19 protein-coding genes and 1 pseudogene are annotated in these 21,586 nt (G+C 59.1%); 10 read left to right on the top strand and 10 right to left on the bottom strand.

Annotated elements, in window-relative coordinates; translation table 11 throughout:
• Positions 1-176 precede the first annotated feature (176 nt).
• The 9 genes from PPP56_RS12525 to PPP56_RS12485 form a co-directional block, all read right to left on the bottom strand.
• A complete protein-coding gene (locus PPP56_RS12525; protein WP_353564390.1) occupies positions 177-632 on the bottom strand; it encodes a GNAT family N-acetyltransferase in 456 nt (151 codons plus the stop codon).
• A gap of 69 nt (positions 633-701) precedes the next feature.
• Entirely contained in the window at positions 702-1,472 is a 771-nt protein-coding gene (locus PPP56_RS12520; protein WP_353564389.1) for an aspartyl/asparaginyl beta-hydroxylase domain-containing protein, read from the bottom strand.
• 283 nt (positions 1,473-1,755) lie between these two features.
• The gene (locus tag PPP56_RS12515) at positions 1,756-2,604 is read right to left on the bottom strand and encodes an aldo/keto reductase (protein WP_353564388.1); all 849 of its coding nucleotides are present in this window, start codon (positions 2,602-2,604) and stop codon (positions 1,756-1,758) included.
• A 75-nt stretch (positions 2,605-2,679) separates the two neighbouring features.
• On the bottom strand, positions 2,680-3,573 hold the full coding sequence (locus PPP56_RS12510) for a 1,4-dihydroxy-2-naphthoyl-CoA synthase (RefSeq protein ID WP_353564387.1): 894 nt from the start codon (positions 3,571-3,573) through the stop codon (positions 2,680-2,682).
• 51 nt (positions 3,574-3,624) lie between these two features.
• Positions 3,625-5,049, bottom strand: a complete 1,425-nt coding sequence (locus tag PPP56_RS12505) for an amidase (RefSeq protein WP_353564386.1) — start codon at positions 5,047-5,049, stop codon at positions 3,625-3,627.
• A gap of 73 nt (positions 5,050-5,122) precedes the next feature.
• Positions 5,123-5,647 (bottom strand): DinB family protein, encoded by a 525-nt coding sequence (locus PPP56_RS12500; RefSeq protein ID WP_353564385.1) that lies wholly within the window; start codon positions 5,645-5,647, stop codon positions 5,123-5,125.
• Between the two features lie 104 nt (positions 5,648-5,751).
• Entirely contained in the window at positions 5,752-6,945 is a 1,194-nt protein-coding gene (locus PPP56_RS12495; protein WP_353564384.1) for a ribosomal protein uL16 3-hydroxylase, read from the bottom strand.
• Between the two features lie 285 nt (positions 6,946-7,230).
• Positions 7,231-7,401 carry a zinc ribbon domain-containing protein gene (locus tag PPP56_RS12490; RefSeq protein ID WP_353564383.1) on the bottom strand — a complete coding sequence of 57 codons (171 nt, stop codon included), beginning with the start codon at positions 7,399-7,401 and terminating at the stop codon, positions 7,231-7,233.
• A gap of 37 nt (positions 7,402-7,438) precedes the next feature.
• A complete protein-coding gene (locus PPP56_RS12485) occupies positions 7,439-7,636 on the bottom strand; it encodes a hypothetical protein (RefSeq protein ID WP_353564382.1) in 198 nt (65 codons plus the stop codon).
• A gap of 265 nt (positions 7,637-7,901) precedes the next feature.
• On the opposite strand from PPP56_RS12485, the gene PPP56_RS12480 reads away from it, so the two are divergent.
• From PPP56_RS12480 to PPP56_RS12450, 7 genes are all read left to right on the top strand, one after another.
• On the top strand, positions 7,902-8,576 hold the full coding sequence (locus PPP56_RS12480; RefSeq protein ID WP_353564381.1) for a DUF4159 domain-containing protein: 675 nt from the start codon (positions 7,902-7,904) through the stop codon (positions 8,574-8,576).
• A 38-nt stretch (positions 8,577-8,614) separates the two neighbouring features.
• On the top strand, positions 8,615-8,935 hold the full coding sequence (locus tag PPP56_RS12475; RefSeq protein ID WP_353564380.1) for a DUF4359 domain-containing protein: 321 nt from the start codon (positions 8,615-8,617) through the stop codon (positions 8,933-8,935).
• A gap of 75 nt (positions 8,936-9,010) precedes the next feature.
• Positions 9,011-10,324 (top strand): serine hydroxymethyltransferase, encoded by a 1,314-nt coding sequence (gene glyA, locus PPP56_RS12470; protein WP_353564379.1) that lies wholly within the window; start codon positions 9,011-9,013, stop codon positions 10,322-10,324.
• A 227-nt stretch (positions 10,325-10,551) separates the two neighbouring features.
• Positions 10,552-11,160, top strand: a complete 609-nt coding sequence (locus tag PPP56_RS12465; protein ID WP_353564378.1) for an orotate phosphoribosyltransferase — start codon at positions 10,552-10,554, stop codon at positions 11,158-11,160.
• A gap of 12 nt (positions 11,161-11,172) precedes the next feature.
• Positions 11,173-12,033, top strand: coding sequence for a twin-arginine translocase subunit TatC (gene tatC, locus PPP56_RS12460; RefSeq protein ID WP_353564377.1), 861 nt, complete (start codon positions 11,173-11,175; stop codon positions 12,031-12,033).
• A 177-nt stretch (positions 12,034-12,210) separates the two neighbouring features.
• A complete protein-coding gene (locus PPP56_RS12455) occupies positions 12,211-13,851 on the top strand; it encodes a S41 family peptidase (protein ID WP_353564376.1) in 1,641 nt (546 codons plus the stop codon).
• A gap of 57 nt (positions 13,852-13,908) precedes the next feature.
• Positions 13,909-14,520 (top strand): class I SAM-dependent methyltransferase, encoded by a 612-nt coding sequence (locus PPP56_RS12450; RefSeq protein WP_353564375.1) that lies wholly within the window; start codon positions 13,909-13,911, stop codon positions 14,518-14,520.
• Positions 14,521-14,600: 80 nt separating this feature from the next.
• On the opposite strand, the gene PPP56_RS12445 is transcribed toward PPP56_RS12450, so the two are convergent.
• Positions 14,601-15,533 (bottom strand): aspartate carbamoyltransferase catalytic subunit, encoded by a 933-nt coding sequence (locus PPP56_RS12445; RefSeq protein WP_353564374.1) that lies wholly within the window; start codon positions 15,531-15,533, stop codon positions 14,601-14,603.
• A gap of 520 nt (positions 15,534-16,053) precedes the next feature.
• On the opposite strand from PPP56_RS12445, the gene PPP56_RS12440 reads away from it, so the two are divergent.
• The 3 genes and pseudogenes from PPP56_RS12440 to PPP56_RS12430 all read left to right on the top strand — a co-directional run.
• Positions 16,054-19,098 (top strand): SLBB domain-containing protein, encoded by a 3,045-nt coding sequence (locus PPP56_RS12440; RefSeq protein ID WP_353564373.1) that lies wholly within the window; start codon positions 16,054-16,056, stop codon positions 19,096-19,098.
• Between the two features lie 100 nt (positions 19,099-19,198).
• Positions 19,199-20,440: a Wzz/FepE/Etk N-terminal domain-containing protein gene (locus tag PPP56_RS12435; RefSeq protein ID WP_353564372.1), complete on the top strand. Its 1,242-nt coding sequence runs from the start codon at positions 19,199-19,201 to the stop codon at positions 20,438-20,440.
• Between the two features lie 78 nt (positions 20,441-20,518).
• Positions 20,519-21,586: pseudogene (locus tag PPP56_RS12430) on the top strand (M28 family peptidase); the annotation flags it as partial.

Genomic DNA, 21,586 nt, shown 5'->3' with positions numbered 1-21,586 from the left:
AATCTTGTGCCTTCTAAGCAGAATAAACCACTCTAACAGGCGCATGAGATCGCCGCGTCGGTCGCACGCTCCCTCCTCGCGATGACAAGGTGTACATGTTTTTTTGCTGACCTACTTAAGAAATCAAGCAGCTTCTCGAGGGTTGGTGGGTCGCCCCTTGCGACCCACCTTGCACCTCACACCTCCACCTCGTACATGTCGTACGCAGTGGGGTCCATACCCAGATGCCTGTAGGTCTGTTGGGCCCCCGTGTTCTCCTTTTCGACATAGAGCCGCAGCCCGCATACGTCAGCGTCCTGCTTAGCTGTCGTGTACACGTTCCGGTATAGCGCTGTAAATACGCCCTGGCGCCGGTGTCTTGGGCGTACATACACGCTCTGAATCCACCAGAACATACCGCATCGCCAGTCGCTCCACTCTGTAGTACACATGAGCGCACCGGCCACCTCATTGCTGCGCATCGCAACCCAGTAGCGTCCCTTTTTCTCATCGTGCAATGCTGCGCGCACCCCTCGTCGCAATGTATCTTCATCGAGCGGTTTGTCTTCGGTTTCGCGCGCCATCGCTGCGTTGAAGCTGACAATCGTGTCGAGATCGGCAAGGGTGGCACGGCGCACGACGATATCGGGCATAGCAGATTTGATCAAATGAGGGAGACATAGGGAGACATAGGGAGACATACAAGGTAGATCGACCTCCGTTTACGCAGCGGCCGCCTCGGCTGCCTTCTCCTGCTCCAGCTTCTGTTCCCACTGCTCCTGGTTCTCTTTTGCGTTCTGCACGAACGGCGACTTGCTGATCAAGTTGATAATCGACCGGTTGATGCGGTCGAGCGGCGGGTCGAGCGGGCGCACCACATCCAGAAAGAGGACGACGCGCTCGCCGTCGGTGTCATTCCACACCTCGTGGTCGTGCGTGTCGTCGAAGAGCATCACCTCACCCTCTTCCCAGTGGCGGTAGTCGTTTCCGACACGGATGCGGCACTGCTCTTTCGGTTCGGGCACCTTCAGACCCAGATGCGCGCGAATTACCCCTTTGTACGGACCGCGGTGTGCAGGGATGTGTTTGCCAGGCGACAGAATCGAGAAGAAAGCCGTTTTCATTCCCGGAATCTGCTCAATGATCTCCGTGGTCTTCGGGCAACGGGCCGCGTTCTTCTCTGCTTTGTGTCCAAACCCATACAAAAAGAACGTCTTCCAATCATCGTCATTGGTAATCGCGGTCTGATCTTCTGAGATCTCCTGAAAGTTCGGAAGCTGATCACGGTTTTTCAGGACAACCTCGTCCAGTTCCTCACGAATGGTTTCCCAGTTCTCCGAAAGCGTCTCGGTCCAGTCAAAATCGTCGTTATCAAAGAACGTAGGATTACCATGCGGCGAGTACCGAACCACGACACGCTCAATGAACTGCAGAATCGAAAACCCTACTTTCTTAATGACAAGGTCTGCCGTCTTTTTAATTGAGTTGGCCATAGTATTGGTTTTTGAGGCGTGTGTGGATAAACGAATACGGCGCTACATATTACCGAAATACAGTATACCTGTTCAGCTCGTCACCATATAACGACGTTCAAGACCATAGCGTGAAGACCTATCTGCCTATGGTGTAATTTACATGTACTCAGGCTGTACGCTGCGCCGCACCCACGTTTGTCTTTATACGTGCTGCTTCACGCTATATGTTACAGCGTGTTAGACTTGCTCGGTTGTGGCCCGGTCAACACCGAAGCAAGCAGACGACCCGCCACGTTGTGCTCTACGTTGTGCTCCACGCGGGGGCAAATGCCGGGTCTATGCGTCGTTCTCCGCGCCCCAGGTTGTGTATCGCTGTCATCTCGTCGTCGGAAAGCGCAAAGTCAAACACGCCGAGATTCGCAATTCGATGCGATGCGCTTCCTGCTTTGGGGATCGCCGACACCTGGGGCTGCTGAAGCAGCCACCGAAGCGTAACCTGGGCCGCCGTCTTCCCGTGGCGGTCTCCGATGGATTGCAGCGTATCGTTGCGTAGCGCATCTCCCTGCGCGAGCGGACTGTATGCCGTAAACAGGTAGTCGTGCTCGCGTGCATGGCGCAGCACTGCTTCTTGTGCCAGAAACGGATGGTACTCTGCCTGGTGGGCAAACAGCGGCGCCTCCGCAGGCAAGTGATCAACGGTCTGGTTGAGCAACCGAATCGAGAAGTTGCTCACTCCGATATGACGCACGTGCCCCGCCTCGTGTAGCGCCACAAACGCATCCAGGGTGCTTCGCAGCGCATCATGATCGCCATCAAGATGCGCGGGCCAGTGAATCAGTAGCAAGTCCACGTAGTCGGTGTCGAGCCGCTGGAGGCTCTCTTCGGTCGAGCGGCGCACGTCCTCGGGCGACAGGTTTGTGTGCCACACCTTTGTCGTCAAAAAGACATCCTCGCGTGCAACGGGGGCATCCGCAATACCTGCCCCGACGTCCGCTTCGTTCTTGTACATCTGCGCTGTGTCGATGTGACGGTATCCCATCGTGAGCGCGTGTGCTACCCCCTCGCGACAGGCTTGCCCGGTGAGCTTGTATGTGCCCAGTCCGAGCATTGGCACGGCACGTCCACGGATGTTCTGAATCGTATCAGTCATTGTTAGCAGCTGTTGTGTGTCGTATCAGAAGTATCTGTTCGGGGGATGCGGAGCGTTCGCCTCCCACTGAAAAAATCAGTAGTGCCACGGGAAATCGCTGTAATCCTGGTCGCGCTTTTCCAGAAAGGCATCACGCCCCTCTTGGGCCTCGTCGGTGCCGTATGCGAGGCGCGTGGCCTCACCCGCGAAGAGCTGCTGGCCCACCATGCCATCGTCGATCGCGTTGAATGCATATTTCAGCATTCGGATAGCTGTCGGACTTTTGGTGTTGATCTCTTCCGCCCATTCCAGCGCGGTCGCCTCCAGTTCGCTATGCGGAATAGCGGCATTGGCCATTCCCATCTCTACGGCCTCCTCGGCCGAATAATTGCGGCCCAAGAAGAAGATCTCACGGGCTCGCTTCTGCCCAACCTGGCGTGCCAGGTAGGCCGACCCGAACCCTCCGTCGAAGCTGGCAACGTCGGCATCCGTCTGCTTGAAGATCGCGTGCTCGGCGCTGGCCAGGGTGAGATCGCACACCACGTGCAGGCTGTGCCCCCCACCCACGGCCCATCCCGGCACGACCGCAATAACGACTTTGGGCATGAAGCGAATAAGCCGCTGCACTTCCAGAATGTGTAGCCGCCCCAGCCGTGCCGGGTCGGCCTCGCCTTCCCCGTCAACGTACTGGTAGCCGTCTTTCCCCCGGATCCGCTGGTCGCCCCCCGAAGAGAACGCCCACTTGCCGTGCTTTTTCGAAGGCCCGTTGCCCGTGATCAGGACGGTGCCGACGTCTGATGTCTGGCGGGCGTGGTCGAGCGTGCGGTAGAGCTCGTCGACCGTTTTCGGGCGAAACGCGTTGAGCGATTCGGGGCGATTGAATGCGATGCGCACCGTTCCCTGATTGCGAGCACGATGGTACGTTACGTCGGTCAAGTCGAACCCTTCAACGGGCTTCCAGGCGCTGGCATCAAATAGTTCAGAAACCATGAGACACGGATAAAAGAGTGAGTAGAAACAGAGGGATGCGGGTGCTGGCTCTTACGGCATATCGCGCAGATGCGATTCGAGGGCTTCGGCCGCTGCAAATAGCGCAGCCTCGCTGCCCGGTGCCGCAATGAGCTGAACCCCTGGCACCAATCCCGTACGTGCATCTTGATGCGTCCAGGCCGGCACGGTGATCGCAGGCAGGTTGAGAACGTTCGGATAGATGGTCGGCGTAAAGAGCCCGCGTATGCCCGGGCGCGACATGTACGTTGCTGCGTCGCCGGGCTTCATGGCGAGCGTACCGTTGGTCGGAAGCAGCACGATTCCGTTGTCGCCCAGCTGATCGCGGATGGTGCGCCGGGCCTGCTGAATTTCGGCCTCTGCCGCCCAACCGGCTTGCGCATCCGGACGAAGCGCATGCATGGCCGCAAGAAGCCGGAACAGGTACCAGTGCACAGTTGGCCGTTTGCGTAGCTGCCGCCATGACTCACGGGCCCAAGACAGAGCCTTCCCGTCGCGCGTTGTGAGCGAGTCATATAGAAAAGTAGCGTAGTCACGCACCACCACGGTGAGGTACGCCTGGTAGAGCGCACCGGCGTCGGGCAGTCGCATCGGAGCGCTGCGCAGGCCTGCCTGCTCTAACTGTCGGCGGCTATAGTCAACCGCTGCCGGGATGAGGCGCTCGCGGGCGGTCATGGTGAAGTCGGCCGGTTTTACCAGCCGCAGCGTATCGAGCGGAGGCGCTTCAGACAGCGACCGCCCGCGTGCCCATTCGTAGGCCTGCTTGGCATCGCGCACCGATCGCGTTAGCGGCCCGAGCGCAAGCATGCTATCGGCAAGGAGGGGCTCGGGGGGCTCCTCATCAATAAGCGGCCAGGTACCCGTATCGTCAATATCGCCCGAGGCGGGCTTGAACCCTACGATGCCACAGCAGTGCGCCGGATGCCGCACCGACCCGCCAAGGTCCGACCCGAATCCGACTGCCACAGCCCCCGAAGCCACCAGCGCAGCATCGCCCCCACTCGACCCACCCGGACTCCGGTCTGGGTTTAGCGGGTTGTGCGTGCGTCCATAGAGCAGATTTTCGGTTTCGTGCGTCATCGCAAACTCCGGGATGTTGCCGCGCGCGCAGATCACGCCTCCTACGCTGGTGATCTGCTTCACGAGCGCAGCGTCTTCGTCTGGATGCAGCGTAGGCGCTCGTTTCGACCCGGCCGTGAGCGGCTCGCCCTTGAGTCCGTAGGTTTCTTTCACGCTCACTGGGATTCCAGCCCAGGGGCCTTCGGGAGGCGTTTCAATAGCCCGTTGAATACGATCCGTTAAGCAGTCGGTGGCTGCGTTCAGCGCAGGCTGCACTGCCTTCAATCGCTCCACATGGGTCTGTAATAGCTCGGGCACGGTAGTTTTACCCGTTTGGACGCGCTCGGCGAGTTCGGTAGCGTCGGGAAACATGCGAGGGTCTGCAAGCGGGGAAGCCATACGGCGACAGAGTAATCGGTGGGGGGAGTCGGAGAAAACGTGCAGCAGGAGAACGTGGGGCGGGTTCTACTGACTACGAAGCAGCTTCGTCGCGAGCCATTTCAGACGTCCCAGAGGAGAGGCCGCAGGCACGCCTCGCCTGGCGCAGGTGACGGCGCCCATGGTTGAGCGTGGCCTCAAACCATGCTCCGATGCTCAGGTACAGCACGGGCAGTGCCGGCGACGCCACACGGGCACGCTCCCAGTCGACCCCCTGGCTGCGTGCCACGCATACAGACAGCCGCTGCTGATAGTCGCAGAACGTGTCCAGCACCGTTTCTGCATCAGGCTCGGGGGGTGGATAGAACACAGGGGGTGCTGGAATAGGAATGCGCCCTTCGGGAGCTACCGAAGCAATAAAGAGGCGTTCATACCAGCGGTAATGAAACGGCGGGTCGCCGTATGGCCCGTAGCGCTGTGCCTTGAAGACGCGTGCCTCCAGCGCAGGGACAAGCGGGCGTGCGGCTGCGTTCAGGTGCGCCAGGCACTGTGCGGCCGACCATGCCTGCGGCTCAGGCGACGTGAGCAGCACGTCCGGTGCTACCGATGCCCACAGCATACGGGCGTCGCTACAGAGAGACGCAAAACCCGCGCGGTACGATTTGTGGACGTCAGGGAGCGGTTGCATAACGGGACCAGTCATGTATATTTGACAGAGACAGATTAGGCAGCGCCCAGCTCTTCATCCAGCTCAAGCACACCCTCGTTCACCAGCTGTACAAGCAGCTTCTGGACCGGTGCCTGATCCAAGAGGTCCACCAGGTCTCCTGCCGGGATGCGGGCCCGCCCGGCGATGCGTGGCGCAACAGGCGCTGTCGCTTCCGCCAGTTCGCGTGCGCTGCCATTCACGTAAAGCGTGGCCGTGCCATCGTCGTGCGGCACATACGCAAGGTGCGCGACCGGTCCGCGACGCAGTCCCGTACCGCTGTTTAGCGCATCGCGTAGCGCTTCCGGCGAGAGCGGTTCTGGGCGCAGCGAGGCGTCGCGTCCGGGCGCTGGTGTCGTGATGGTGCGGGCGAACCAGTCGTCGAGCGCTTCGTCATCAGACAGAAGCGACCGCACGCGCGCCCGAATGATCTTCCGGGCTCGTTCGCGATCATAGACCGGCAGCTCTCCGGGAGCCGCTGGAAGGGGACGATCGGGGTCGCTGTAGCGCGCCTGCTCTGGGATCTGCTGGATCGCATCTTGCACAAAGCTATGTACCAGCGACCGGTGGCTGGGCGCGCGAAACCCAACCGATATGGTGAGGCAGTCGTCACTCTGCGAGATGCCATGGTGCGCTACGCGCGGCGGCAGATACAGCAGGTCGCCGGGGCGCGCAGTGAGGGTTTCGTCGGGGGTAAAATCAGCCAGCATGCGCACATCAAGGTCTGGCACGATCTGCTCGTCTTGTATCGGCGTGTGCCCGATCCCCCACTCGCGCTCGCCCGCAGCCTGAAGCAGAAAGACGTCGTAGTTGTCAATGTGAGCACCTACGTTGCCTCCTTTCGGAGCATAGCTGACCATGATGTCGTCGAGTCGCCACGACGGCACAAAGTCAAAATGGTCGAGCAGCGCAGCAGCTCCGGGAAGCAGGCGATCCACCTCTTGCACGAGGAGCGTCCAGTGCGTCTCCGGAAGCGTCTGAAACACTGACGGGTCGAACGGCCCATGGCGCAGCTCCCATGGGTGCGCGCCCCCTTCCTCAATGATGATACGGCTCTCCACATCCGGTTCGCAGGCGAGTCCGGCCAGCTCGTTGGCATCGACCGGCGACACAAAATCGGGAAAGGCATCTCGGATGAAGAGCGGCTTCGACTGCCAGTACGTGTCGAGAAAATCGCGGGGCGCGAGCGTGCCGAGTGGAGAGTCAGGCATATATAGACGAGCGGGGATAGCAGTAAAGAGTAAGCGTATGGAGGGCCCGGTGTGACGGTCGCATCCACAATGTTGTACCCATTGTACCCACAATAGCGTACCCACAACAGAGTACCCACAATAGCGTACCCACAACAGAGTACCCACAATAGCGTACCCACAACAGAGTACCCACAATAGCGTAAAAGGCATCTGCCGGCGGCTCTCGCAGCATACCTTCGGCTACGGCTTGCAGCACTGCCTGCATCATATTGCTTAAAAGCACACTGCCTGAAAGCACACTGCCTAAAACGTGGACAGCGCAAACAGAATCATCAGTGCCAGAAAGAGCAGAGCCGCCCAGATGGTTGACTTCTTGCGCTGCGGGAACTCATACCCGCAGTACGGACACACCTCTACGTCGCCGGTATCTTCGTATTCCAGCGCGCACGACGGGCATTCGCGGAGTTCAGACATATGTGGAGCGAAGCGAGTAAACGATCAAGGCGTGTATCTACAAACCCAACTGCGAGGCCAGTTCGCGCATGAGCAGCTCGACATCTTCCTCTGGCATGGCATCCGGATCCATGCCAGAGAATGGGTCGTCGAGCTCAGGAGACGGTGTGTTTTCAAGGTCGAGCTGGCGCAAAACCAGCGCCGCTACTCCTGTTGCAGCAGCAGAAATAAGAAGGGCTTTCAGAACACGCGACATAGGTAAAACCGGGAATCAGTCAACAGAAGCAAAGGCTTGAGCACCAGAGGCACGCTCTCATTACATGAGGCACGCTTCTATGGTTCGGCACATGCGCCCGTGCCCGACGTATAGCGTATTGATTTTTCACTCGACTTAATCTCATTCGATCGTGCATCCGCGCGCTCACGCTATGAAACGCTCGTTTTGTACTGGCTGCCATACAGCGTGGAGGCGTATCCTCGGAACCCTGAGCGTCTGCCTTCTCGTTCTGTCCGCATCCGCTTTGCCTGCAGTTGCTGCCTCGCCACCAGACACCGGCGATGGCGCAGATCGTAACGCAGCGGTGATAGAGCGTGCCGACGATCCGCATGTGACCGTTGCAGCTGTGAAGTACGGAGGCGGTGGCGACTGGTACCAGGCCCAAACGCCTCTGCCCACGTTTCTTTCGTTCGTACGCGAGCACACGGCCATCGATGTCGCCCCCGAGGGCGAAGTAGTAGAACTTGGCACCGACCGGCTGTACACCTACCCGTTTCTGGTGCTGAGCGGACACGGAAATGTCGATTTCACCGAGCAAGAGGCGCAGCGTCTGCGGCACTACCTCGAAGAAGGAGGGTTCCTTTTCATTGACGACGATTACGGACTCGACCCGTACATTCGTCCGGAAATGGAAAAAGTCTTCCCTGAACAGGAGTTTGTGGAACTGCCGTATAGCCATCCGATCTATCATCATCCGTACGACTTCTCGGACGGCCCGCCAAAAATCCACGAGCACGATGGGAAGCCGCCCCAGGGCTTCGGGCTCTTTCACGAAGGCCGCCTGGTGGTCTACTATCTGTACGAGTCCAACATCACGGATGGGTGGGAGCCGCCTTCCGTGCACGACACCCCCCCAGAGTTGCGGCGTGCAGCCATGCAGATGGGCGTGAACATACTCACGTATGCGCTGACCCACTGACGTCCCCCCTCCTGTTTCTTCATCTTCATACCTGGCCCATGCGCATTATCACGTTCACCCTGCTGGCCCTCATCGTGGCGCTCGTGTTCACCAATCCCGATATGTCAGCGTTTGAGAAACACGTAGAGGATGAGGCTGCGCAGCTCATCCGCAGCGAGATCGGCGACGAGTCGTGGCTGGGCGACGCTGTAGGCAGCTTTGCTGGAAGCGCGCTTGCTTCGCAAGCCCCCGACTTCACGACACGCACTAACTACGTTGTAGCCAGCACCTACGCAATCGACATCAATGAAAATGGCGAGCCCGACCTGAAGTGGATTGGTCTCGGCAACCGCTTCTTTCAGCTTGACACCGACGACTGAGCGGGCGACTGATGCGGGTTCGGGGCGTTCTCCCCCTTTCCTTTTACACCCTCCTTCCAACACGTACCGATTGATATGTCTACCCTCCCCTCGCATTCCCTTTCGACGCAAGACCCCGATGTGTACGCGGCTATCCAGGACGAGGTGGCGCGCCAGAACGACGGGCTGGAGATGATCGCCTCTGAGAACTTCGTGTCGCGTGCTGTGCTCGAAGCCATGGGCACGCCCCTCACCAACAAATACGCCGAGGGACTTCCCGGCAAGCGCTATTATGGCGGATGCGAACACGTGGATGTCGTAGAGAATCTGGCGCGCGACCGCGCCAAGCAGCTCTTCAATGCCGACTGGGCTAACGTACAGCCGCACTCTGGTGCACAGGCCAACGCTGCGCTCTACCTCAAAGCGCTGCAACCGGGCGATACGCTACTCGGCCTCGACCTGGCTCACGGCGGCCATCTCACCCACGGCAGCCCGGTTAACTTCTCGGGCATCCTCTACGAGGCCGCGTTTTATGGCGTTGAGGAGGATACGGGGCGCATCGACATGAACAAGGTGCGCGACCGGGCGCTGGAGGTGCAGCCCAAAATGCTCTCGATTGGAGCGAGCGCCTATCCGCGCGACTTTGACTACGAGGCGTTCCGCGACATCGCCGACGAGGTGGGGGCGCTGCTGTGGATGGATATGGCGCATACCGCCGGCCTCATCGCCGCCGGTGTGATGAACGACCCAATGCCCCATGCTCATGTCGTAACCACGACCACCCACAAAACCCTGCGCGGACCGCGAGGCGGTATGATGCTCGTTGGTAACGACATTGAGAATCCGTTCGGGATTACCGCCCGCAAGAGCGGACGCACCAAGATGCTCGGCGAAGTGCTCGACTCGGGCGTCTTTCCCGGTACCCAGGGCGGCCCCCTCATGCACGTGATTGCTGCAAAAGCTGTTGCGTTTGGCGAGGCGCTTCAAGACGACTTTGCTACTTATGCGCAGCAGATCATTGACAATGCGCAGGCGCTCGCTGAAGCGCTCATCGAACGTGGCTACGACCTCGTATCCGGCGGTACCGACAACCATCTGGTGCTAATTGACCTGCGCAACAAAAACCTCACCGGCAAGGATGCAGAGCATGCACTTGAGGATGCAGGCATTACGGCCAATAAAAATATGGTGCCCTACGACGACAAAAGTCCGTTTGTAACAAGCGGCATCCGCCTCGGCACGCCCGCGCTTACAACGCGCGGCTTTACGCCCGATGATCTGCGCTACGTCGCCGAACTGATTGACCAGGTGCTTTCTTCTCCTGCCGATGAGGGCATCCGGCAGACGGTTCGTCAAGAGGTGCGCTCGCTGTGCGACGCCCATCCGCTGTACGACTTCGCAACCGTGTAATTCACCTATAAATGTAGCTGCACCTGCATGCCCGTTTGCTACCGCGTGTGCCGAATGAATCCTCCCCGGCTCGATCCGGCGCGACAAGCTGTGTCCCCCTCTGCAACCGAGTGCAAACCGGCATCTGCAGGGGGAACGCACGGGCGCGTCGAGCGGTTGATAACACGCATTGATAACACACAATAGCGTACGCTGCCTGCCCCGTCCTACCTGCCCGTCTGTTTTACATGCCTTCGATGGAACACAACGCGCTCTCTCCAACTGCCTACGATGAGCTGGTGGACCTTGGGCGTCGCCTGTACGACAAAGCGCTTATCCGCCGCGAAGACGAGCTGATCACCGACCCGCGTGGGCAGCCCATCGGGTGGCTGTTGGACACGCGTGTGCCTATGCTCGAGGGCGCACTGTTTCGCGAAGTAGGGACTGTGCTTGCTAAGCGATTGCAGGCAAAAGGCATCCGCCAGGTGGTTGGATATGGCTTTGGAGCTCACCCCCTCGTATGTGCTGTAGTTGGAGCTTCTGGCGACACTATCTTTCGAGGCGGCCTGATTCGTGATGAACGAAAACCGCACGGGCGACGCCGCATCGTTGAAGGCCCCGTAGATCCTTCCGAACCGGTGGTTTTGCTCGACGACATCATCAATAGTGGTCGTAGCGCCGCCGATGCGCTGGAACGCCTGCACGCAGCCAACTACACCGTAGATGGCTTGCTCACGCTCTTCAACTTCACCTGGAGCCGCGGGCGCTCTCGCATCGAGAAGGAGGGCCTCTGGGTCGACTCATTGCTCGACCTGAACTTGCGCGACAAGGCAACCGGAAGCTCTGATTCGGCTTAACGCTCTGTACTTATGTCTACCCGCCCTTCGCCTTCTTCCTCAACCGAAGCCTCCTCGTCTTTTCAGGGCGACGGAGCCCCCGGTGCGTCTTCCTCGTCGCCCGATGACCAGGAGGTCATGCCGTTCCTTGATCACCTGGAAGAGCTGCGCTGGTCGCTTCTCAAAGGAGGGATTGGGGTTCTTATCACGACAATCCTGACCGCCATCTACAGCCGGTGGATCGTAGACCAGGTACTGATTGGGCCCACGCGGCCTGACTTCTTCATGTACGACGTGCTCGGCTACGATGCACGCGAACTGGAACTGCTGAACCGTACCATCACCGGGCAATTTTTTGCCGACATCGGTACTATTCTCATCGTAGGTATGGTCGCTGGGTCACCGATCATTGTCTACTATATGTGGAAGTTCATTGAACCGGCGCTCTATCCGGAAGAGCGTCAGGGCATGAAATTTGCGTCTTGGGCTGCTACGTTCTTTTTCTTGACAGGTATTGCCTTCGGCTATCTGATACTGACGCCAATCGCGCTGCAGTTTTTTGCGGGATACGAGATCTCGCCTCAGATTACCAACCAGTTCGACATCATCACGTACTTTAGCATGATCTCGTTCTGGGCACTCGGAACGGGGCTGCTATTTGAGCTTCCGGTGGTTGTCTATTTTCTGTCGAAGGTTGGCCTCCTTACTCCCGACCTCATGCGTACGTATCGGAAGTACGCGCTGCTGGTAGTACTCGTGCTTGGAGCGCTACTGACACCGCCTGATCCGTTCACGCAGATCCTGCTTGCCGTGCCGCTGCTTCTGCTGTACGAGCTCTCGATCCTTGTATCCGTATATGTGAACAAGCGCCGAAGGCGAGCTGCAGCGGTCTGAAGTACGTGAAAGACCGATACGCCGCAAAGGGGCGCACGAGCAACGCAGAAGCACGTTGTGCGCGCGCTCTTTGCTTTCTACCTACCTGTTGCATAGTACCTGTTGTACGAAGGGCCGCGCTTCTTCGGTCGCAGAGGCACCGAGTCCTGCACCCTATTCTGGTTCTCTTTCTTCCGTATGCTGAACACTCCTACCCGACTCCGACATGCCGTGATCGGATGGACGATCGCTGCTCTGATTGGGCTGGTCGTTGGGTTCGGCATGGCGCGCTCCGAGACCGATGCCGAAGTCCGAAAAAGCATTCAGATCTGGTCTGCTGCCTTCGAAGAGATCGTAAACACCTATGTCGACACGGTATCGCCGAGCGACCTCATGGAAACAGGCATGCAGGCAATGCTTAGCGACCTGGATCCGTACACTACATACATCAGTCCGGACGACCGCGCTACCGTAGACGTGCTCACGCGTGGGCGCTTCATCGGCATCGGCGTTCAGGTTGACCGCCGGGGCCAGCATGTGGCGGTCACCTCTGTGGTAGAGGGGAGCAGCGCTGACCAGCGCGCTATCTCTATTGGCGATGTCATCACACATATCGATGGTGAAGAGATTGCCTCATGGTCGCTAAACCAGGTACGGGCAGCGCTGCGTGGGGCACAAGGGTCAGCCGTTGAGCTTTCGCTCTTGCGACTGGGCGAGAGCCCTGCAACGCTTACCCTGCGCCGTGAGCCGGTTGAGCTGGCCACGGTGCCCTACTCCGGATTTATCGGCGGGTCGCGGCATGGAATGGGGTACGTACGCGTGGAGCGATTCACCCATCAGGCCGGACTCGAAGTGAAGCAAGCCATCGGCGACTTGCAGCGCCGTGCCTCCCTTAACGGGCTTGTTCTCGACCTCCGCGATAACCCGGGCGGCCTCCTCAACGCTGCCGTTGACGTGAGCTCTCTTTTCCTGGATCGCGGACGGGTCGTCGTATCAACCAAAGGACGCGACGGCCTTGATCGCTCGTACCGCAATACCAACCCGCCCCTCTACGGAGACGTCCCACTGGTGCTGCTCGTCAATGGACGAAGCGCATCGGCCAGCGAAATCGTTGCGGGTGCCATCCAGGATCATGACCGCGGTATCGTGCTCGGGCAAACAACGTTTGGAAAGGGACTTGTACAGGTTATTCGCTCTCTTCCGCACGGCGGATCGCTGAAGATGACAACCGCACGCTACTACACGCCGAGCGGACGCAGCATTCAGTCGGCCCCGAATGGAGCAGATGCCCGCCCTTCGGCCTCCCGTCAGATCTTTGAAACCACAACCGGACGCCCCGTGCAAGAAAGCCAGGGCATCCGACCCGACGTGCCAATCGACGACACATTTTCCAGCCCGCTGGAGCGTGCGCTCCTCCAAGAAGGGGCTTTCTTTCGCTTCGCCAGTCACATTGCGCGCACGTACGAGCGTCCGCCAAGCAACGGGTGGGAGCGCGACTCGCTCATAGCCTCATTTCGGGATTGGGTTGAGGCCGAAGGCATCTCATATCAGACGCAGACGCAAGATGCTGCAAATCGCATCGATTCGCTCGTAACGGCCGACCACCCCGACGCCTCGGAGGCGCTGAACAGTCTGCAGAGCACCCTTCAACGCTCCGTCGACCGTCAGTTCGAAGCGCACGCCGATATCCTGATGGCTCGTCTTCTTTCTGAGATCCGTAGCCGCTATCTCACGGCACGCGGCTATTACGCCTCCTCGCTTGCAGAGGACGAAATGGTGCGCGAAGCTGTAAGCCTTCTAAATGACGAGCGGCGCTACGTAACTGTGCTCAACCCGTAGCTCCGCTGTAGCGTCCCCCACAAGCTATGCGCCGTACCCCTTGCATCTCCTCTTCTTATGTCGCTCTCTTCATATCTCTTTGCGCGCGGCTTGCACTCGATTGATACCGTACAGCACCGCGTGTACGCCGATCGCAAAACGCACCTGCTGAGCGGCCTGCATGGCACCGTCGTTGAAATAGGCCCAGGCACCGGGCTCAACCTGGCATACCTGAAACGTGACATCACATACATCGGGCTGGAGCCCAATCCGCACCTGCATATGGCGATCCGCACTCAGATGCACACTCAGGGGATCTCCGGGCGCGTGTTGGAGCGTCCGGTGGAGGCCAACGCGCTGCCTCCTCGCAGTGCCGATGTCGTAATTAGCACACTCGTGCTGTGCTCGGTACCCGACGTGCAGGCTGCGCTCGCATCCATTCGGCGACTACTACGTCCCAGCGGACGGTTCATATTTATTGAGCATATCGCCGATACCCCCGGCAGCTGCCACCATGCGCTGCAGGAAGGAATTACGCCATTCTGGAAACGGTGCTTTGATGGCTGCCACCCAAACCGGCGTACCGACCACGCCATCTCGCAGGCCGGTTTCAAACGTGTGAAGCAGGACCACTTTACCGTTGATGTTCCGATCGTTCGCCCACACTGCGCAGGATATGCTATTGCATAGGATTCCATAGAGGATAGTTGCCCGGCTCTCCTGCCAGGAGGCTTTCTTCCCCGCCAGCTCTGCGTGCTTACGCAGCCTCCCTACCCAGCATCCTCAATGAGCAGCGCAAGCACGCTCATCCGAACAGGCACTCCATTAGCCACCTGGTCCAGAATCATCGTCCGCTCGTGGTCAACGACCGCCGCTTCAAGCTCTACCCCCCGATTCACCGGACCCGGATGCATGATACGCAGATCCGGATATGCGTGCAGGTGTGCGGTGGTAATTCCGAATTGCGCATGATACTCCTGCAGGCTCGGGAAAAGCCCGGCTCGCTGGCGCTCCAGTTGCAGCCGTAGCGCCATAGCTACGTCGCAGGCTTCAAGGGCTTCTTCAAGGCGGTATGTAACGTGCGCGCCCATCTCCTCTAACTCAGCCGGAAGCAGAGTGGGCGGGCCGCATACCGTGACCTCAGCGCCCAGCGTACGGAGCAGACGGATATTGGAGCGCGCTACGCGACTGTGCGTGATGTCGCCAATAATCGCAACGTGAAGCCCGCTCACGTCAGCGTAATGGTCGGCGAGCGTGCACGCATCCAGAAGAGCTTGTGTGGGATGCGCACGGGCTCCGTCGCCCGCGTTCACTACTACGCCGTCGGTGTGCTGTGCTACAAAGTGAGCCGCACCGGGCGATGCATGGCGCACCACAAACACATCGGCTTGCAGCGCCTCTATCGTCTGTGCTGTGTCTTTCAAAGACTCTCCTTTCACTACCGACGACCCCGAAGTCCCCACACTTACCGTGCGTGCAGCGAGCCGTTGTGCCGCCTGCTGAAACGACGTCTTGGTTCGCGTTGAGGGCTCAAAGAAAAGCGTTGCCACTGTCGCATCTGGATATGCCGGGATGGTGCCGCCTTTGCGGTAGTCCTGTGCTGTTGCGATGATAAGTCGCAGCTCCGCGTCCGTGTAGCCTGATACGTCCAGCAGATGCCGATGCGCGAGCGACGTTGATTCAGCAGACAACGAGGTAGTCATATACAGAAGTAGGCTGGCGTTGAACAGGAATGGGTGAATCGTGCTGATTCTCGCGCCGCTTGATGCGCTGGCATTGCGCTATATGCTGAGCCTGGCTTTCAACATTGTAGGCAGCACCTGGCAATTTTTCCAGTTTCTCTCTCGTTTCTTACAGAGGCGCTGTTCGCAAGCCCCTTCTTCTGCCGACTGCAACACAGCATGTGCTCAACGTGCTATGCACACGAAAGCTATGCGCGCGAAAAATGTGCTAACTTGTGCAGCTGTTTTCCGGTACAGTTCGCGTTTCATGGTGATGAGTTGTATTTCTGATATAGGACTACCTGCCTTCTTTGATGTTTTCAGTAGACGCCTCTCTGCGTTACGTACGGTCAATATTCGTGCACCCTGTCATACTCTTCGCCCTGCTGCTCTCACGAGCTGATGCACCGTACCTCCGAGCACGTCTTTCCATTTCGTAGAGAAACCGTCTTCGTTATATGAGCGGGTGCCTCATCCTCCTATTTGGTTTAACTTAGCCACCATGACACGTACTTCCTTCTTTCTGGCTCTTGCGCTGCTGCTCATCATGGCGGCTGTGCCCGAAACGTCAACTGCTCAAGACGTACCTCCTGAGGTACAACGTGAACTTGACCAGCGCGGTATGTCGGAGGCCGATGCACGACGCCAGGCTCGTGAGCTGGGCATCGACCTCTCTGATCCCGACCAAGCTGAACGCCGTGCCCGCGAACTCGGTATTCCCGAGTCGCGCATCAACGCGCTCTTGCAAGCCGTCGAAGACGGACGGCGTGGCGAACGCCGTACCGATCGCGAGGCCATGACCACGCCACCCTACCCCGTGCTCAACGGGCGCGTACAGGTCGATCCCGAACGCATTTTTGTAGGCGACCTGCCCGCCGATATAGCTATTGAGATTCCTCTTCGTAGCGAGCAGCCGATTCGCGAGGTCGACCCGTTCTTCATCACGGCGAACGGAGATACCGCACGTGTAGAAGACGTCCGGCGCATCTCCGGCTCGGTACTGGAAGGCCGCTGGGAAGGGACACTTACCGTCCCGGAAGACAATGCAGCAGGTACCTGGTCGTTCTTCACACGCGCAGCTACCGAGGATACCACCGTAGTCATCTCGACCGGGCGCCGCCTTCAGCTCACCGACGAACCCATCGAAGATGATCCCGAGGTTGAGGACCCCGATCCCGAACCGCTTGAACACTTTGGATACGACCTGTTTGACTCTATCCCCGAAGCGTTTCAGCCCCAAGCTGTAGGTCCCGTTGACGACAGCTACATCGTGAGCCCCAACGACGAGCTTCGCCTGACGGTGTGGGGTGCTGCCGACTTCCAGTACGATCTCACGGTAGACCGAGAGGGGCGCGTAAATATTCCGGAGGTCGGTCAGATCACCGTTGCTGGCAAACGCCTCTCTGAACTTCGCGAAGACATGAAGCAGCAGCTCTCGCGGAGTTACGCGCAGCTCACAACTGATCCACCAAGCGCGTACATGGACCTTACTGTGACGCGCTTGCGCCCTGTACAGGTCTTTGTGCTTGGCGAAGTCCCCCAGCCTGGTGGATATACAATGAGCAGCTTCTCCACCGCGTTTAACGCACTCTACAGCGTTGGCGGCCCGCTTACCCGGGGGAGCCTGCGTAACGTACAGGTGATTCGTAATGGCGAGGTGATATCGACGGTCGACTTCTACCAGTATCTGCTGCGCGGCTTTGCCGACGACCCGGTTCGCCTTCAGAACAATGACATCGTATTCGTGCCCCCGCGCGGAATCACCGTTTCGCTGGAGGGCGCAGTGAAACGCCCTGCCATCTATGAACTCCGAGAAGATGAGGAGCTCGCTGACCTGATCGAGTACGCGGGCGGACTCGAAGCCGAGGCCTACACCGATCGCTTCACAATCAACCGTATTCTTCCCTTTGAGGATCGCGACGACCCTTCCGTGGCACGCGAAGTGCTTACCATGAACCTTAACGAGGCGCGCTCAGGCAACGTGCAGGTGCGCATGAACGATGGCGACTTTGTGCGCGTGCGCTCCATCCGCGACATTGATGACCGCGCCATTGCAACGCGTGTTAACAGGGTCGAAGTTACCGGAGCCGTGTTCCAACCCGGCGAGTACCAGTTAGGCGATGGGATCCGTACAGTCAGCGACCTGATTGACGCCGCCGACGGACTCACCGGCGATGCCTTTATGCCCCGCGCCGAACTCTCGCGGGTCGATGATGACCTGGAATCGGTTGTGCGTAGCCTTGACCTTGACGCCGTGCAGGCCGATGATCCTACCCAAAACGTCGTACTCCGCGCCGGCGATAGTCTTCACGTTGCGCTGCGCGGTTCCGTGCGCGAGGAGCGCACCGTTCGCATCTCCGGGCAGGTGCGTAGCCCCGACGTATACCGCTTTCAGCGCGACATGACCGTCCGCGACCTGCTTTCTCGGGGCGGAGGGCTCTTCGACGAGGAGTACCGCAAGCAAGTGTTTATGGGACGTGCCGATCTCTTCCGGGAATCGCCCGACGGCAGCCGCACGGAGGTCATTCCGTTTCATCTGGGCGATGCCATTCGAGGCGATGGGGATGCAAACATGGCTCTGCAACCCGGTGATGAGATTCGCATCTACCAGGCCACGGTTGAGCGCCTGGAAGAACGGTTCGTGGAAGTGCGCGGCCGCGTAAAGGACGGAGGCCGACTGGTCTATCGCGACAACATGACGCTCGAAGATGCTCTGCTACAGGCAGGTGGCTTCGATGAAGGCGCTTCCCTCAGGCAGGTCGAAGTCACGCGGCTTCGTCCCGACCAGGATGGCACATCACGCGCCACTCCTATTACGATTCCACTGGGGGGCACCCTTTACACCGACCCCGTTAGCTTTGCCGCGAATGACTCGCTACGCGTGCTTCAGGCTGCGCGGCAGTTTGATCTTCAACACCGCGACCGTGTTTTCGTACGTCAAGATCCCGCGTTCCGTCCCCAAGAGTCTATCACTGTGGAAGGCGAGGTCCGCTTTCCCGGTGATTACACTATTCTCGAAGACAATGAGCGTCTGAGCGATATCCTGGAGCGTGCTGGTGGCATTGCTTCTACAGGGTACGCCCAAGGCGGACGTCTAATACGCGACGATGAGCAGGTGATCAGCAATATCCGGCGCGCCCTTGAAGGCCGAAGTGCCAGTGATGTCATTGTACAGCCAGGCGATCGCATCGTTATTCCTACACGCCCGAACACGGTTGCCGTGCGCGGAAATGTCGCGAATGAGGGACTCATCAAGCACGAACCCGGTAAACGTGTAGAGTATTACCTCGACCGGGCCGGGGGCGTCCGCGAAAACACCGGATCGATTCTTCTTACACAGGCATCCGGGGCTACCTTCCGCGTACGTACGGGCTGGTTTCGGCGCACGCCGCGCGTTCAAGATGGCGCGACCATTCGGGTGATAGAAGAGCCTGAAAGAGAGCGTGAGGAAGAACGCTTTGACCTCGCCGGTACGCTCACCGAAATTACAGGCATTCTGTCGAGCGCGCTCACGATTATCGTGCTCGCAGGACGCGCGTTTGACTGACGTTTGACTGACCCGACGACGGTGAAACGTGCCGGGTCCGCCCGGTTGACCGACACGTTCGACGTTTCTCTGCGCAGCATTCCTCCTACGATTCTCGTTTATGCCCGACCAGCCTTCTAATTCGACATCGCACGAGCGCTCAGACCATCCGGAGCGCCCATATGCCGAGGAAGAGATCTCGCTCCTCGATATACTGGTCGTTCTGGCACGTAGCCGCCGATTTATCATCGGGTGCGTCATTGCGTTTGCACTCTTCGGCGTGGTGTATGCCCTCGCAGCCTCCGAGGAATATACCTCAACCGCTGAGGTCGTCCGCGAGGTCGACGGCGCCCCCTCAGGAAGCGTGCCTGGAGGACTCTCCGCCTTGCGCGGGTTGGGTATCAACGTTGGAGGTGGCGCAAGTGGTCTTACCCCCGAAGCCTATCCGCGTATTCTCACCAGCCGCGAGGTTCGGCTTGCGGTAGCCCGCGACACGTTCTACTTCGCCGACGTAGATGCCGAACTGACCTATGTCGAGTACTTCGAACGGGAAGAAGAGGGCGGAATTGGCGATATAGTCAGACGTTACACAATCGGTCTGCCTGGACAGGTCATACGTGCGTTCCGTCCTGAACCCTCAGGACGGCCGGTAGAGGTAGATCCTGAAAGCGGCCGAATGGTCTACCCCAGTGAAGCAGAAGAGGACGCAATGGAGGCCGTGGGCGATATGGTTTCGTCTTCGGTCGATGTGGAGAGCGGGGTCATGACGCTTTCGGTGACAGATGCCGACCCGGTGCGTGCCGCAGAGATCGCCGAGAGCTTCCTAACGCACCTTTCCGATCGCGTACGTGCTATTCGGACCGAGAAATCACGGCGCAACCTCGAGTTTATCGAAGACCGCTTCGCCAGCGCCCGCGAAGATCTCCAGGAAGCCGAGGAGCGACTCGCAGCGTTTAACGATCGCAACCGCGAGATCCGTTCAGCGCGCCTACGCACCGAGCAAGATCGTCTGCAACGGCAAGTCCGGTTCGCATCCGACCTCTACAGTGAGTTGCAAGCCCAGCTTACGCAGGCCGAGATTGAGCTGCAGCGCAGCGAACCTGTGCTCACGGTTATCGAAGCGCCCGCCCCGCCCACACAGCGCAGCGCGCCACGGCGCACGCTCATTGTATTGCTCAGCCTTATACTGGGCGGTATGGTTGGCGTAGGAGGGGCTTTCGTCAGAACGTTTCTTGGGGAGCAGGAAGATGAGGAAGAGCGCGAGAAGCTTGAGGAGATCAAGCAAGCGTTCCGCAACCCCCTGGGCGGCAACGGACGTCGCTCAGCCTCCTCTACGTCAGAGTCTGCCCCCTCCCGACCGTAACGCATTCGCCGTATCTGAAGCCATTCCGCACGCTGCGCGCTCTCTACCTACATACTGCTTCCATACCCTCGTTGCGCTATGATGCCCGCCTCCCCCCTTCGCTCCAATCTTCGATCGTTTGTCCTTGCTCTTCTTATCGGATGCGGAGCGCTGGGCTTTGCTGTGACGCCCGCCGCTGAAGCGCAATCAACACCGACATTGGATGAGGAGCCCGAGCGCGTACAGGCCTATCAGGCGCTTATCGATCCGGAGCAACTGGCTGCACAGCTCTACTTTTTTGCGTCCGATCGCTTTATGGGACGCGAAACGGGTATGCCCGGCCAGCGACTCGCTGCTGAATACCTCGCCGCTCAGTATCGCCAGATGGGGCTCGCCCCCAAAGGTACACAAGAGACCGATGACCCACGCGCGCTCGAACGCTACTTCCAGCCGTTTCCTCTGTACGGCACGCGCACCACGCAGGCTACCCTTACAGCAGCCCGCAACGATACTACAGTTGCAACGAGCACCTACGATACAGAGCGCCCGGCGGATAGCGATGCTTTTCTCGCATTTGGAAACGCCCCCAGCCAAGAAGGCGGATTGATCTTCGGCGGGTATGGCATTGCACACGACGACTATGACGACTATGCAGCCCTTGACGAAGCCAACCTCAACGTGACGGGCAACTGGCTCCTCATGCTGCGTAGCGACCCGGTCGATGAAGAAGGCACGCACTTGCTCACCGGCTCCAGCGAGCCATCGGAGTGGACCGACAGCATCGGCCGAAAGCTACAGCGCGCTTTCAGTGCCGGTACGCCCGCAGGCGTGCTCATCGTTGCCGACATCGGGCCCATGGCGATTGATGTGTCTGAACGGGCACGGATCCTGGCCGAGTTTAACGGTCCAGGGAGCATGTCGCTCTCCGAGAACCAGCGCTCCCAGCAGATTCCACCGGTGTACATGATCTCAACTGATTTTGCTAACCAGCTGATGGCAGACGCCGACCGTAGCGTAGCATCGGTGCAGCGCGAAATTGCCGAAACAGAAGCGCCTGTTGTGTTCGACGTACCTGACGTGACGCTCACCAGCAACCTCAACCAGGAGTCCTACACAAAGACCTCAGAGAATGTACTCGCCCACATTGAGGGCACCGACCCCGACCTC

Origin of the sequence: Longimonas sp., assembly GCF_040409695.1 — a bacterium.
In the GTDB taxonomy this organism is placed as follows: Bacteria; Bacteroidota; Rhodothermia; order Rhodothermales; family Salinibacteraceae; genus Longimonas.
This window is presented reverse-complemented; position numbering and strand designations above follow the sequence as displayed.